Source organism: Flavobacterium lacustre, assembly GCF_027474525.2.
In the GTDB taxonomy this organism is placed as follows: Bacteria; Bacteroidota; Bacteroidia; order Flavobacteriales; family Flavobacteriaceae; genus Flavobacterium; species Flavobacterium lacustre.
Map to the genome: position 1 here is coordinate 1,586,905 of NZ_CP114882.2, position 14,782 is coordinate 1,601,686.

Genomic DNA, 14,782 nt, shown 5'->3' on the forward strand with positions numbered 1-14,782 from the left:
ATGAATAAAATATTTTTAACTTCTCTGGTAGTTGTCTTTATGACTTTCATGGATGTGCAAGCACAACAAAATCCTCATTACACACAGTATATGTATAATATGAATGTCATAAATCCAGCTTATGCAGGATCTAAAGAAAGTATTTCTTTTGGACTTTTATACAGAAAACAATGGGTAAATATAGAAGATGCGCCTACAACATTTAGTTTTTCCGGACATACGCCAGTAGGAGATAATGTAGGAGTTGGTTTGTCGTTAATTTCAGATAAAATCGGACCGGTAACAGAGCAGAATGTTTTTGGAGATTTCTCTTATACCTTAAAATTAGGAGATACTCAGCGATTAGCATTTGGTTTGAAAGCAGGATTTTCATTTCATAAAGTAGGATTAAGGGACATTCAGTCGAGTTTGCCAGATCCTTCAGAAGGTATTTTTGGAGAAGATATCAGCGATACTTCTTTAAATTTAGGAACAGGTGTTTTTTATTATACCGATAAATATTATGTTTCCTTTTCGGTTCCTAATATGATAAAATCAGCGCATTTAGATTATAACGGGAGAGAATATGGTTCTGATGTGTCACATTATTTTTTAACGGCAGGTTACGTATTTGATGTTAATTATGAATTAAAATTCAAACCTTCTTTTATGTTGAAATCCGCATTTAATGTGTCACCTTCGCTAGATGTTTCGGCTAATTTTTTATACAAAGAAAAATTTGAATTGGGAGCCACTTATCGATTAGAAGACAGTTTTGGAGCTATGGTGAATTTTGTTGTAACACCTGAATTGCGTATCGGTTATGCATACGATCATATCGTTTCAGATTTGAATAGGACTTCGCCGTCTTCTCATGAATTTATTGTTTTGTATGATTTATTTGTGCCAAAAAAAGTTTCACGTTCACCAAGGTTTTTTTAACATCAAAATTAATAGTTAATGAAAATAAATACGATACTATTGTTTTTTGTGGTTGCTGGATTTTCTCTTAGCGCACAAAATAAAAGTACAAAAGGCGCTGATAAATTAGTTGAAAGATACGAATACGTTCAGGCTGTACAAGAATATTTGGCTTTGGTTGAAATCGGAAAATCAGACGGATATGTTCAAAAGCAATTGGGGGATTGTTATTATAATATGCACAATACAGTTGCGGCCGAAAAGTGGTATAGCCAAGCGGTTAAAACCAATCAAGCCGCAGAAACATATTATAGATATGCTCAAGTGCTTAAATCAAACGGGAAATATGCAGAGGCTAATGAGCAAATGAAAGCTTTTGCCACGATGGTGCCAAACGATCAAAGAGCCAAAGAATTCATAGCAAATCCGGATTACCTTTCGGAGTTAATCAATAAAGAAAAACTTTTTGAGGTGAATAAAATTTCACTGAATTCAAATCGATCTGATTTTGGCGCAGTGCTTTACGGAGACGTTCTTTATTTTGCAAGTGCCAGAAATGAAAGTAATAAAACTTATGGATGGAATGACGAGCCTTTTTTAGATATTTATCAATCTACTTACAACGAAAATAAAAAATATTCAGAGCCAATTCCTGTAACAGAATTAAATTCAACTTTCCATGAGGGGCCTTTGACAATGACTAAAGATGGGAACACCATTTATTTTTCGAGTGAAAGTCTAAAAGATAAATTATTTGAGAAAGACAGTGCCAAAAAATTAAAATTTGGTCAAGTAAATCTTTATAAAGCAAGCAAAGAAAATGGAAAATGGGGAGCAATTACTCCGTTACCATTCAATAGTAAAAGCTTTTCAGCAGGTAATCCGTCAATAGATAAGGAAGGCAAAACCCTTTATTTTGCCTCTAATATGCCAGGTTCTATTGGAGGAACAGATATTTGGAAAGTGGCTGTAAATGCTGATGGAACTTTTGGAACTCCAGAGAATATGGGAGATAAAATAAATACTTTTGGAGACGAAAATTTTCCATTCATCACAGAAGATGCTATTTTATATTTTTCGTCTAATGGGTTAGCCGGTTTTGGAGGATTAGATGTCTTTTCTGTAGATTTAAATCAAAATGGAGCGCCTAGTAACATTGGTAAACCTGTAAATACTGAAAAAGATGATTTTGCATTTACATACAATAAAGAAAAAAATATTGGTTATTTATCCAGTAACAGAGCTGGAAGTGATGATATTTACAGCACAGTTCCAGTATGTAAAGGGCAAGTGCTAACGGTTGTACAAAATGCAAAAACTGAAGCACTTATTCCGAATTCTAAAGTAGTTATCCTAGACGAAAACGGAACCGTTTTAGACACTCAATATTCTAATGAAAAAGGAGAAGTGCTTTATGATTTAGAATGCCAAAAAGCATATGCAATAGAAGTTTATAAAGATGGTTTTGTAACCGGAAAATTTCCAATAGCAAAATTAAAAGGAGGAAAAGTGTTCATTAATGCTGTTGTGACTCCAATAGAAGTGATTGTAACGGAGACTGAAATTGTTTTGAAACCTATTTATTTTGAAAATGATAAAAGTACCATTACAAAATGGGGTGCGGCAGAGCTGGATAAGTTGGTTTACATAATGTCCCAAAATAAAAATTTGATTATTTATGCTAAATCGCATACGGATTTCAGAGGAACGAATCAATATAATTTGAAGCTTTCAGATCGAAGAGCAAAATCGACAGTTCAATATATAATCTCAAAAGGAATTGATGCCAGCAGAATATCAGGAAAAGGTTTTGGAGAATCAGATCCAAAAGTAAACTGCAAGAAATGTTCTGAAGACGAACATACATTAAACCGACGTTCAGAGTTTATGATAGTTAAATAGTAAACGTAAAATTTAAAAACAAAAGAGGATGTTCGGTAAAACATCCTCTTTTGTTTTTAATAGGTATGATATCAGTATTTATTTATCCATGTACGGTTTCATTTTTTCCGTAATTTACAATGATAGAAGTTTCAAAGTCAATCCATGCGGCCCAACGTTTATCAACATCAATATTATCAGCATATTTTCTGGCAAAGCCCAAAAAAGTAGTGTAATGACCCGCTTCAGAAATCATGAGATCACGATAGAATTTAGCCAATTCCGGATCTTTAATATTTTCAGATAATACTTTAAATCGTTCGCAACTTCGTGCTTCGATCATGGCCGAAAACAATAATCGGTCACATAACGCATCTTTGCGGCTCCCGTCTTTTTTCATGAATTTAAAAAGTTCATTTACATAATGATCTTTTCGTTCACGGCCTAAAGTCAATCCTTTTTTCTTGATTAATTCATGAACTAATTGCAAGTGGTCTAATTCTTCTTTGGCGATGATTAACATTTCGGTTACTAATTCTTCCAGTTCAGAGTTATAGGTGACGATACTAATCGCGTTTGAAGCCGCTTTTTGTTCGCACCAAGCATGGTCGGTAAGTATTTCTTCGATATTCGATTCAACGATGTTTACCCAGCGTGGGTCTGTAGCTAATTTTAATCCTAACATGATATTGGAATTTGTTGTGTGACAAAATTAGTGTTTTCTACTCTATTTTCTCTTCAAATGATACGATTGCCATCAAAATAGTATTATTTTGCAAATAGAAATTTTATACAATTATGAATTCAGTTCGAAAGCTTTTAATTATTGGTTTTGTTTGGCCAGAGCCCAATTCATCGGCAGCAGGAGGAAGAATGATGCAATTGATTTCGCTTTTTAAAGCAAAAAGATTTCATATTACGTTTGCGAGTCCAGCTCAAAATAGCGATTTTATGGTTGATTTAGCTGAATTTGGAGTTGAAAAAAAGACTATTGAATTAAATAATTCGAGTTTTGATATTTTTATAAAAGAACTGAATCCTACAGTGGTTTTATTTGATCGTTTTATGATGGAAGAGCAATTTGGTTGGCGTGTAGCCGAAAATTGTCCGGATGCTTTACGATTATTAGATACCGAAGATTTACATTGTTTGCGTTTGGCAAGACAAAATGCATTTAAAGAAAATCGAGACTTTTTAACCTCCGATTTACTGTCTGAAGAAGTAGCGAAACGAGAAATAGCCAGTATCTTACGCTGTGATTTGTCTTTTATGATTGCTGAATTTGAGATGGAATTACTAGAGTCCGTTTTTAAAATTGATAAAAATATTCTGTATTATCTACCCTTTTTAGTTGAGCCGACGCCAATTGAATCTCTTCAAAAATTACCGGCTTTTGAAGAACGAAGCAATTTTATTTTTATCGGAAATTTTCTTCACGAACCCAATTGGAATGCGGTTCAGTATTTGAAAGAAATAATTTGGCCTTTAATTAAAAAACAAGTTCCGGGAGCTGTTTTACATGTTTATGGCGCTTATCCTTCACAAAAAGTTTTGCAATTGCATAACGACAAAGAGGGTTTTTTAATAATGGGTCGTGCGCAAAATGCTCAAGATGTAGTCAAAAAAGCCCGTGTTGTTTTGGCGCCTTTGCGTTTTGGCGCAGGTATTAAAGGAAAATTATTGGAAGCCATGCAATGTGGAACGCCAAGTATAACGACGAATATTGGTGCTGAATCTATGCATGGTAATTTGCCTTGGAATGGTTTTGTTACAGATGATGTACAAGTTTTTGCAGATAAAGCAGTACAATTGTATCAAGACAAATCCATTTGGCTAAAAGCCCAAGAAAATGGTTTTGAAATTATAGAAAAACGTTATTTTAAATCCTTGTTTGCGGATGATTTTGTCAAGCATATTTTAAAAGTTCAAACTCATTTAAAGCAACATCGACTGAATAATTTTATGGGATCACTATTGCAACATCATACTTTGACCAGTACAAAATATATGTCGCGGTGGATTGAGGAAAAGAATGGGAAAGGTTAGGAGTTTCAATCAATTATTTCATTATATCTCATCAATCAATTCGGCAACAATTCGTCCTGATTTCATTGCTGCGTTTATCGAACCGTTCAATAAATGATCTCCGCAAATAAATAAATTGTCGTTTATTTTAATTTGGGAATTAGGCACTTCATTGGATACATTTTCTTGATTTGGTAGCGCATAATTGATGCGATAGGTTTTTAACATTTTCCAATCTTGTACTTGGTTTCCGTACCATTTTTTAAGTTCGGTTTTCATATTTTCGGCAAGAGTTGTATCGTCAATTGCTGGAATACCGTTGTATGATATGGAAATCAAAACCTTTCCTATTGGTGCATATTTATTCGAGATATTGGACATTACTGTCAAATTATTGACCCATTTTTTATCGGTGGAAGCATTTAAAACCACAACCGCTTTTTTGGTAGGAGCTATTTTGGCTTCAAAATAAACATTGGTCACTTGATGGAAGTTTTGTTTTGTTTTCGAAATGTAATTCCCAGCAAGTCCGATAGCTTCTGTAGCAATAACTATTTTATCCGCTTCAAGAATTGTTCCGTCTTCACAAATAATTTTGTTCTTTTCGATTGCGTTAACTTTTACGTTGTATTGAATTGAATTTGCAGGCAGCATCGCCACCAATTGTTTAGGAATTTCTTCCATACCCAATTCTGGAATAGCAGCATCGCCTTCGGAAAACATTTTCATTACAAAATCAAACATATTGCTCGATGTTTTTAAATCGTTTTCCAGAAAAATGCCCGAAAAGAAAGGTTTGTAAAAACGGTCAATCATTTTTTGACTGAAACCATACTTTTTGAGTTGAGAAATAGTATCGACTTCAAGTTGTTTGAATACATCAGAAACGGCAATTTTAACCAATTTATTTTTCAAAAAAAAGGTGTTTATTTTATCTTTTAGAGAACCAACGGGCGCAAATAATGTTGCAAATGTTGCCGTTGGGCGCCTAAATGGATCGGCAATTTCGAATTGTCCTTTATCATAAAGTACAGTTGCGCCTGGTAAAAATCGTTTTAGATTTAATTTTTTATAATCCAACAACGCTTTGGTTTCGGGATATTCAGTCAATAATACCTGAAAGCCTCTATCGAGTTGAAAACCATCAATTATGTCGGTTTTGATTCGTCCCCCAGCACGTTCACTTGCTTCAAGAATTTGAACGTTGTATCCTTTTTGATATAAATAAACTGCTGCGGTTAAACCTGAAATCCCTGCGCCTATAATTGTGATGGTTGGTTTCATTGTTTGGATTTGAATGAGGTTTCAAAATTAAGGATTTTAACTCTTGAAAAATCAAAAATCCCGTTCTGATTGTTCAAAACGGGATTTCTATTATAAAGTTACAAGCTATTTAAGCAAGCATTGTAACTGGGTTTTCAATATATTGTTTCAATGTTTGTAAAAATTGTGCTCCGGTTGCTCCGTCAATTGTTCTGTGATCGCAAGCTAAAGATAACATCATAGTATTTCCTACTACAATTTGTCCGTTTTTTACTACTGGTTTTTCTACAATAGCTCCTACAGAAAGGATGGCAGAATTCGGTTGGTTGATGATAGAATTGAATTCTGTAATACCAAACATTCCAAGATTAGAAACCGTAAAAGTACTTCCTTCCATTTCGGTTGGCAGTAATTTTTTGTTTTTTGCTCTTCCTGCAAGATCTCTAACGTTTCCTCCAATTTGTGAAAGACTCATAGCATCTGTAAAACGCAGTACAGGAACTACTAATCCGTCTTCAACAGCTACAGCTACACCAATATTTACATGATGGTTTATGATTATAGCATCTTCTCTCCATTGAGAATTTATTTTTGGATGTTTTTTCAAAGCTAATGCGCAAGCTTTTATTACCATATCGTTAAATGATACTTTTGTATCAGGAACGCTGTTAATGATAGCTCTGGATTTCATTGCTTCATCCATAGTTACCTCAATTACTAAGTTGTAATGTGGCGCTGTAAATAAAGATTCTGCTAAACGCTTCGCAATGATTTTACGCATTTGCGAATTCTTGATTTCTTCAGTGAAAACTTCTCCTGCAGGAACAAATACTTTTGGCGCAGCCGCAGTTTCTGTTTTTCCTGAAGCTATAGTTGTCGTTGCTGGAGTAGTAGCAGTTTGTGGTGTAAAGTTTTCAATATCGCTTTTTACGATACGTCCATTTTCTCCAGAACCTTTTACTTGAGTTAATTGAATTCCTTTGTCACTTGCAATTTTCTTTGCTAATGGTGATGCTAGAATTCGTTGTCCGTCAGTTGATGCTTCTTGAACAATTGGAGCTGCTTTTTCATCGGGTGCTGCTTTCGCTTCTTCAGTTGCAACAGCAGCTTGAGGTGCTCCTCCGTTTGTGTAATTTTCGGCAATACCGGTGATATCAGTTCCTGCAGGTCCTATGATAGCCAAAAGACTGTCAACAGGAGCAGTATTTCCTTCCTGGATTCCTATGTATAATAATGTTCCTTCATTGAAAGATTCGAATTCCATTGTTGCTTTATCGGTTTCAATTTCAGCAAGAATGTCTCCTTCGGCAACAGTGTCGCCTACTTTTTTTAACCAAGTGGCTACAGTTCCTTCAGTCATTGTATCGCTTAGGCGAGGCATAGTGACAACAACAACTCCTTTTGGTAATGCAGAAGCTGCTGGTACAGTAGTTGCTTCTTCTTTTTTAACTTCAGTTGCAGGTGTTGCTTCAGCTGAGGCAGCTGCTTCTGGTTTTCCGGCTATTAATGCTGAAACATCTTCGCCTTCATTTCCTATAATTGCCAATAAAGAATCTACTGGTGCAGTTTCTCCTTCTGGGATGCCTATGTATAAAAGTGTTCCTTCATTAAAGGATTCGAATTCCATGGTTGCTTTGTCAGTTTCAATTTCTGCAAGGATATCTCCTTCGCTGATTTTGTCTCCTACTTTTTTTAGCCAAGTTGCTACCGTTCCTTCTGTCATCGTATCGCTCAAACGAGGCATTGTAATAATTGTTGCCATAATAGATTTTATAATTTATGAGGTAAAAATGGGTAGTCTTCTTGTGCGTACACTACATCGTATAATTGTTGAATTTCAGGATAAGGTGATTCTTCTGCGAATTTCACACATTCTTCCACTAAATCTTTTACCCTTTGGTCAATTACTTCAATTTCAGCTTCGGTTGCATATTTTTGATCTATAATTACATCTAAAACTTGTGTAATTGGATCTATTTTTTTGTATTCTTCCACTTCATCTTTCGAACGGTATAATTGTGCGTCAGACATAGAGTGACCTCTATAACGGTAGGTTTTCATTTCAAGGAAAGTTGGTCCGTCACCGCGACGCGCTCTTTCGATAGCTTCTGTCATAGCTTCAGCCACTTTTACAGGATTCATTCCGTCAACTGGTCCGCAAGGCATTTCGTATCCTAAACCTAATTTCCAAATATCAGTATGGTTTGCTGTTCTTTCTACTGATGTTCCCATTGCATAACCGTTGTTTTCAACGATAAAAACCACAGGAAGTTTCCATAACATAGCCATGTTAAAAGCTTCATGCAAAGAACCTTGTCGTGCAGCACCATCACCAAAATAGGTCATGGTAACACCGCCTGTTTCAAAATATTTATCTGCAAAAGCTAATCCAGCTCCTACAGGAATTTGTGCACCTACAATTCCGTGACCACCATAAAAACGGTGTTCTTTTGAGAAAATGTGCATAGAACCGCCCATTCCTTTTGAAGTACCGGTTACTTTTCCTAAAAGTTCGGCCATTACGCGTCTTGGATCTACGCCCATCCCAATTGGTTGCACGTGGTTTCTGTAAGCCGTAATCATTTTGTCTTTAGTCAAGTCCATAGCATGTAATGCTCCAGCTAATACAGCTTCTTGACCGTTGTATAAGTGTAGAAATCCTCTAACCTTTTGTTGTATGTATAATGCTGCAAGTTTGTCTTCAAACTTTCTCCAAAGGAGCATGTCCTCATACCATTTTAAGTAAACTTCTTTTGTAACTTCTTTCATCTGAATAGTTTTCTTTTGCTAAAGTGTTATTGTGTTATCAATTGTGACCTATAACGCAAAATAGTTTCCTCCCACAAATTTGCGAAAGGCAAAAATAAGACATTCCAACTAAGAAGTAAAATTTATAAGCTAGTTTTTGGGTTTTTTACAAGAAGTTTTTGTCAAACATAAAAGGAAGTAAGTTTTTTAGGGATGCTGATTTATAAATAGCACCGATTTCTCCCATGAAATATATTTCAATAGGGGTGTTTTGTTTTATTTCGTATTCGGCAATAGATTGCCTGCAGGAACCGCATGGCGGAATTGGAGTAGTAGTTTTATTATTATCTGAAGCAGCGGTGATTGCCATTTTTAAAATTTTGGCTTCCGGATAGATTGCTCCTGCTTGAAAAATAGCAACCCGTTCCGCACAAAGTCCCGAAGGATAGGCGGCATTCTCTTGATTGGAACCCAAAACTATTTTTCCGTTGTCTAAAACTAATGCTACACCAACTCTAAATAAGGAATAAGGAGCATAAGCATTTTTTCGTATGGCAACGGCTTGTTGCATTAAATCTTGAATGTCAGTTGGTAATTCCTGAACGGAATCGAAAACGGAGAATTGTGTGGTTATTGTTATTTCTTTCATTATTGTTTAAGGAAAAAAAATCCAAATTTTGGTTTGTCAAAATTTGGATTTTCATACTATAAATTAGTGTTTATTAATATTCGTCATATTTATCTCCAAAATTGAAGGTCAATGAAAATCGAAGTGTGTTTTCTAAAGGGTTTTTTACTTTAGAAGCTGAAAACAAATAAGAAACATCTACTTTGATGGTAGTGTATTTAAAGCCTGCTCCAAGGGAGAAAAATTGTCTTGCTCCTTTTTCCGGGCTTTCATGAAAATAGCCCATGCGCATGGCAAATGAATCTTGGTATAAATATTCAGCACCTAAGGCGTAGGTGAATTCTTTTAATTCTTCGCTCATGCCGTCTGGCGCATCACCAAATGATTTTAGCACTCCTGAAGTCCAGCCGATAGATTCATAATCAGATTTTGCTATTGTGGAATCTTCGGAATCAACAATTCCATCTCCATTTAAATCAATTCCTCTTTGTGGCGTTGGAACTAATAATTTGTTGAATTCAACATTTACGGCTATTTTATTGAAATCATCAAAAATGAAATCAAAACCGGTTCCAATTTTTAAATTTGCCGGTAAAAAATTGCTGTTAAATTCTGAATTGTCATAACTGATTTTTGGTCCTAAATTCTGAATGTTAAAACCCGCTCTCCATCTTCCGTTAAAGTCAGAATAAGCAATTTCTTCCGATTGAAAGAATCCAGCAACATCTACCGCAAATGAATTTGCAGCCGAAGCATCATTGTTGTCAGCAGCGACTTTTAAGTTTGAACGAATATATCTTCCTGCTACGGCCATCGAAAATTTTTCGCTTAATTTTAAGGAATAAGATCCGTCAAATGAAAACTCATTTGGAGAAACTATCCTTGGATCGTCAAAGGCATTTTCGCGTAATTCAATTTCGCCTAATCCAAAATAACGAAGGGTTCCTGCAAAGGCACTTTTTTCATTAATTCGATTATAGTAGGTTATTTGCCCTAATGAAATATCGTTTACTAAGTCTGTTAGGTAAGGAGTGTAGCTTATAGAAAATCCTTGTTTGTCTATTGCAAATGCATATTTTGCAGGATTCCATTGTTGTGAAAAAGCATCGGCAGAGGTTGCAACACCCATATCAGCCATACCTGCAGCTCTTGCATCGGCAGCAACTAATAAGAAAGGAACTCCGGTCGTGATCACTCGGTCTTGTGCTTTTGCCAAAGAAATAATAAATAAAAAGACAAAAAGTAATTGGATTTTCTTCATTCTAAAAAAGAGATTTATTAAACAAATATAGTATAATATTAAAGTATTACAAGTTTTTCAAACTTTTCACTTTTAGTGTTGGTCAGGCTTGATTTAACGGTTAGTTTATATACGTAAACGCCTTTTCCTAATCGGTCTCCAAAATCATCTTTACCGTCCCAGGTAATTTCTTTTGATAAAAAACCTTCGGTTGTAATGATTTGATTTTTAGTCCAAACCACTTTTCCGGTTATTGTAATTACTTGAACCTGAACATCCAAAGGCTCAAAAGGCCTGTTGTGTGTAAACCAAAATTCAGTGTAACTAACAAATGGATTGGGATAATTTAAGACATGTGTCAAAGTTATTCCGTCATCTCCAACGACTATAAATTGTATCTCGGCAGTTATCGGATTATTGTACACATCCCAAGCTTTGAAGGTGATTGTGTGTAATCCTACTGTTAAATTCCGCAAAGGAAACCGAAGTGTTCCATTTGTATAATCATCTAAATCGGTTTGGTAATAATCATTTAATATAAAAGGATTACTCACATCACCGTCTAAAACAGCAACAATATCATGACCTATTCCGCTGGCTGTATTTATGCCGCTTTCATCTTCAAGAAATGCTACCAGAAAAGGAGATTCATTAGTTGTTCCGCCGGAAACAAAATTTTCATCGTTCATATATAACTTCACTCTTGGATTTATATTGTCTGCGATGGCATTTTCGTTTATCCCTCCTACTTTTATAGTTATATCATGTCCCGTTTGATTGTCTAATTGCTGATTGTTTTTAGCATAAAAGCTTATTTTTCCGTTTGCTACCGGAACTCGAATATCTCTGGGAACTACAAAACTGAATTCAAATTGGCCATTGGTAACCGATGCATTTCCTCTGAAAATAGTTTCGCCAAGCGTTGTAAACGGTATTGCAGGGCTGTTTCCGTCATTGTTTAAAGTTGTTCTTGAAATTGTTTTGTCAAAAACAGCAGTGGCGATTTCGCCATTATAATTAGGTAATGAATTGTTATTTTCATCTGTTATTTCACCCGTCAACTTCATTTTTGCCAATGATTTGAAATCATCAATAGGTTGCGAAACTGGAATGTCATTTACTTTTGTAAGTCTTATTTTGGGTTTGGCTATGGCTAACATTAAAGCAGGATCGCCAATATAAAAAACGACATTGGTAGACGAATTTGGATTACTGTTTTTGGAAATTCGTAAAGCTTCCGCGATAGATGTGTATTGATTGGAATCGTAGGACAATAAATTTTTTGAAAGTAAGTCATTAAAATTTTCGGCGCTATATTGTCCAATGGCACGAATGGTTGTAATCATTGCGATTGCACCGCCTTTTGGATTCCAATACGTATATTCTCCGGCGGTTGGCCGGGATGGATTGTCAAAACGGGAGAATTCACAGGTGATTGTTATAAATAAAGGATATTTATATTGATTGCTTAGATTTTGTCCGTCTGATTTTTCCCAAATTCGTTCTGCCGATAAGCCATCTTCCCCGCCATGACCTAAATAATTGAAGATTAAAGCCCCTTTTTCGAAAGCATTAAAGAAATCCGTTCGCGCTTTCGGATATCTGGAACCTCCGGCAGAAGCTTCCTGAACATAAGAATCTAATATGATTTTATTGACGTTCAAAAATGGTTTTTTTACAGTAATAAGGTCGGCTAAACTATTTTGTCGGTCTTGCAAAGATGCGTCCGAAGCAATATCAGAATCGTCACAAACTATTGCGAGGTTATTTCTCCAGCTTCCATAAGATTTTGCATCATGATATTCGATGACTTTGTTGACCATTTCATCGGCTTGTTTGCTGTCATTTACCAGCATTCGACCTACTGCAATATCAATTCCTCCAAAATAAGAAATGATATTTCCTTCATTGCTATCCATTAATCCAAAGAAATCATCAGACGCAAAAGAAGCTTCTCCTGATGTATTACTGTTTAAAGAATGATAAATAGGAACAATATTGCTGTTATTTTGTATTCTGTTTTTAAAATCATAGGAAGCGTCACCAAATAGATTGACATATTTTAGTTTTTTTTCAGATGAAGATCCATTTTCGTAAATGTATTTGACGCAATTTCTTATAGCCGAAACATCTTGTTTTCCAGACGAAAACTCTTGATAAATAGATTCGAGCGTGATTACTTTGACGTTCAGGTTGGAGTTCGTACGATGAAAATTAGCCAGTTTTTCGGCTTGTGTTGTTAAAAAAGCGGGAGAAATAATTACATAATCAATGTCTTGAAATTGGCCTGCTGCGTTTTTAAAAAGTGTTCCTTTTAGATTTTGATTGGTAATTTTAGATTTATTTTCTTTTAAAGGAATGTAATAATCGGATGCGTCAAGGGCAATGTATTTTCTAAGTTCTCCCAGATTTGCTTTGAATGAAAAAGAACTCTGATTTTGATTTTCTACTTTGGTTACGTTGTAAATATCAGTAATATCCCAGATTTGGTTGATTCCTGCAGCATTAGAAATAGTATAATTGGCTATTTCCAAACTTGAATTTGATAAGTCGTATTGAAAATGAAATTGTTTTCCGTAGCCTTGTAATTTTCTTTTGGCGATAAGCCTGATGTTATCTAAATATCCTTTAGAACCCGGAACGCCGTTGTTGTTGTAGGTTAGTTTTATTTTAATATTTTCAGCTCCATTAAACGAGGTGTTGTTGGGTAATGAACTTAAATTGAATTCTACATCAGAATTCGGATTTAGTGCTGAAAAGGATAAAGTTCCTACTTCTTGTCCATTTGCGGAAGCTACGAAAGATGTTGGGGTAAAGGCTGCAGAAGCTCCCGTAATCATTATTTTAACCGGCGTTGAAGTATCGAAATTCGGGAAGTTAAATTCAAAATCTTGTTCTTGGTTAATATCAAATGATTCGCCAAACCAACGACGTCCTAAATGAGCAATATTTACAAGGTCTAATTCATGGTATTGATGATCGTCAAAAGTAGATAAAGTTAAAGTACTGCTTCCGGAAGGTTGCGTCATCTCTGCGATTCTTTTTCCATCACCGCCTTGTGCCGTTACATAATAATAGGATTTTGTGTCATACAAGTTGGTGTTCGTTTGGCTTTCTTCGTTCCAAGTGTCGATTCCTTCTGCGTAAAAAAGGATGTAATCCTCATTATTAAAAATTCCGTCTTCTTCTCCTATTATAGTAATGGCATTTTCGGTCAGATCAGATGGGTAATAGGTACTGTTCAATAAAGGAAGCATTCTTCCTCCGTTACCGTAAATTTTTATTTTTTGTGGATTAATTCCGTTGATGTCAAGGCCTAATTGTTGTAAAAAGCTTCTGGAGATTTTATAAACTCCTGATTTTTCGATGTAAAAACGATACCAATCGCCCGATGCTAAAATAGAATTTGACAGGGCAGCGGTACTCTTAAATGGTTCAGAAATTCTGGAAGTGTTAGGAATTGTTGTATAAGAGAAAGATTTAATTCGTTTGTATCCAAAATCGTCTTTTAGTATTGGCGAAAGCGTAAGAAAAAGTTGTTTTACATCTCTGGACAAGTATGTTTTTAAAGATTCGTTAGTTTTTTTTGGAATATTTTCTAAAGCTAAATCACCAAGTTGATCGATAGTGATGGTTTCATAAACAATGTTGGTAACTTGTATGCTGTTTTCATTGAAAGCATTCGATTCAGAAAGTTTCAAGGTATAAAACAACATTTTTTTATTAGGGTCATAATCATAAGCATTCCCATAAAACTGAGGAATGTTCATCTTAAAATCGCCAAAAGCCATTTCTTTTTTTTCAAGCCATTCTATACTAATATCTCCTTTAATTTGAGCAAAAGAAATAAAAGGAATCAGGCTTAAATAAACTAAAAGTAGTTTTTTCATTGTTTTTTTAACGGGATTAAGCGCGAATTATTACTGCGAGTAAAAATAAATTATTTAGTATAATAGTAAATAATAAAAAGTATAAATTTGCGTTCGTGTAATGTGATTGGTTTTCTATAATCAGATTATGCAAATTTATTCAAAAAATGTTGTTGCAGTTAATGGTTAATTATTATATTGCGGCACCAAAAATTATTACCTACCAAA

At 34.9% G+C, this 14,782-nt stretch carries 10 protein-coding genes; 3 read left to right on the top strand and 7 right to left on the bottom strand.

What is annotated here, in order from left to right; all coding sequences use genetic code 11:
* Positions 1 to 921: a PorP/SprF family type IX secretion system membrane protein gene (locus O6P34_RS06995; protein WP_269686604.1), complete on the top strand. Its 921-nt coding sequence runs from the start codon at positions 1 to 3 to the stop codon at positions 919 to 921.
* A gap of 18 nt (positions 922 to 939) precedes the next feature.
* On the top strand, positions 940 to 2,802 hold the full coding sequence (locus O6P34_RS07000; protein WP_269686605.1) for an OmpA family protein: 1,863 nt from the start codon (positions 940 to 942) through the stop codon (positions 2,800 to 2,802).
* Between the two features lie 82 nt (positions 2,803 to 2,884).
* Here O6P34_RS07000 and O6P34_RS07005 read toward each other — a convergent pair whose 3' ends face one another.
* A complete protein-coding gene (locus O6P34_RS07005; RefSeq protein WP_269686606.1) occupies positions 2,885 to 3,466 on the bottom strand; it encodes a MiaE family protein in 582 nt (193 codons plus the stop codon).
* A gap of 113 nt (positions 3,467 to 3,579) precedes the next feature.
* On the opposite strand from O6P34_RS07005, the gene O6P34_RS07010 reads away from it, so the two are divergent.
* The gene (locus tag O6P34_RS07010) at positions 3,580 to 4,827 is read left to right on the top strand and encodes a glycosyltransferase (RefSeq protein WP_269686607.1); all 1,248 of its coding nucleotides are present in this window, start codon (positions 3,580 to 3,582) and stop codon (positions 4,825 to 4,827) included.
* A 21-nt stretch (positions 4,828 to 4,848) separates the two neighbouring features.
* Here O6P34_RS07010 and O6P34_RS07015 read toward each other — a convergent pair whose 3' ends face one another.
* From O6P34_RS07015 to porU, 6 genes are all read right to left on the bottom strand, one after another.
* Positions 4,849 to 6,090 carry an NAD(P)/FAD-dependent oxidoreductase gene (locus tag O6P34_RS07015; RefSeq protein ID WP_269686608.1) on the bottom strand — a complete coding sequence of 414 codons (1,242 nt, stop codon included), beginning with the start codon at positions 6,088 to 6,090 and terminating at the stop codon, positions 4,849 to 4,851.
* A gap of 109 nt (positions 6,091 to 6,199) precedes the next feature.
* Positions 6,200 to 7,831, bottom strand: coding sequence for a dihydrolipoamide acetyltransferase family protein (locus O6P34_RS07020; RefSeq protein ID WP_269686609.1), 1,632 nt, complete (start codon positions 7,829 to 7,831; stop codon positions 6,200 to 6,202).
* A gap of 8 nt (positions 7,832 to 7,839) precedes the next feature.
* Positions 7,840 to 8,838, bottom strand: coding sequence for a pyruvate dehydrogenase (acetyl-transferring) E1 component subunit alpha (gene pdhA, locus O6P34_RS07025; RefSeq protein WP_269686610.1), 999 nt, complete (start codon positions 8,836 to 8,838; stop codon positions 7,840 to 7,842).
* A gap of 145 nt (positions 8,839 to 8,983) precedes the next feature.
* The gene (gene cdd / locus O6P34_RS07030) at positions 8,984 to 9,466 is read right to left on the bottom strand and encodes a cytidine deaminase (protein WP_269686611.1); all 483 of its coding nucleotides are present in this window, start codon (positions 9,464 to 9,466) and stop codon (positions 8,984 to 8,986) included.
* A 73-nt stretch (positions 9,467 to 9,539) separates the two neighbouring features.
* Positions 9,540 to 10,706: a type IX secretion system outer membrane channel protein PorV gene (porV, locus tag O6P34_RS07035; protein ID WP_269686612.1), complete on the bottom strand. Its 1,167-nt coding sequence runs from the start codon at positions 10,704 to 10,706 to the stop codon at positions 9,540 to 9,542.
* A gap of 38 nt (positions 10,707 to 10,744) precedes the next feature.
* Positions 10,745 to 14,575, bottom strand: a complete 3,831-nt coding sequence (gene porU, locus O6P34_RS07040; RefSeq protein WP_269686613.1) for a type IX secretion system sortase PorU — start codon at positions 14,573 to 14,575, stop codon at positions 10,745 to 10,747.
* Positions 14,576 to 14,782: the final 207 nt, after the last annotated feature.

What these genes read in the sequence shown, in the direction of transcription:
- O6P34_RS06995 (WP_269686604.1), top strand. Translation starts at nt 1, where the DNA reads ATGAATAAAATATTTTTAACTTCTCTGGTAGTTGTCTTTATGACTTTC.
- O6P34_RS07000 (WP_269686605.1), top strand. Translation starts at nt 940, where the DNA reads ATGAAAATAAATACGATACTATTGTTTTTTGTGGTTGCTGGATTTTCT.
- O6P34_RS07005 (WP_269686606.1), bottom strand. Translation starts at nt 3,466, where the DNA reads ATGTTAGGATTAAAATTAGCTACAGACCCACGCTGGGTAAACATCGTT.
- O6P34_RS07010 (WP_269686607.1), top strand. Translation starts at nt 3,580, where the DNA reads ATGAATTCAGTTCGAAAGCTTTTAATTATTGGTTTTGTTTGGCCAGAG.
- O6P34_RS07015 (WP_269686608.1), bottom strand. Translation starts at nt 6,090, where the DNA reads ATGAAACCAACCATCACAATTATAGGCGCAGGGATTTCAGGTTTAACC.
- O6P34_RS07020 (WP_269686609.1), bottom strand. Translation starts at nt 7,831, where the DNA reads ATGGCAACAATTATTACAATGCCTCGTTTGAGCGATACGATGACAGAA.
- pdhA (WP_269686610.1), bottom strand. Translation starts at nt 8,838, where the DNA reads ATGAAAGAAGTTACAAAAGAAGTTTACTTAAAATGGTATGAGGACATG.
- cdd (WP_269686611.1), bottom strand. Translation starts at nt 9,466, where the DNA reads ATGAAAGAAATAACAATAACCACACAATTCTCCGTTTTCGATTCCGTT.
- porV (WP_269686612.1), bottom strand. Translation starts at nt 10,706, where the DNA reads ATGAAGAAAATCCAATTACTTTTTGTCTTTTTATTTATTATTTCTTTG.
- porU (WP_269686613.1), bottom strand. Translation starts at nt 14,575, where the DNA reads ATGAAAAAACTACTTTTAGTTTATTTAAGCCTGATTCCTTTTATTTCT.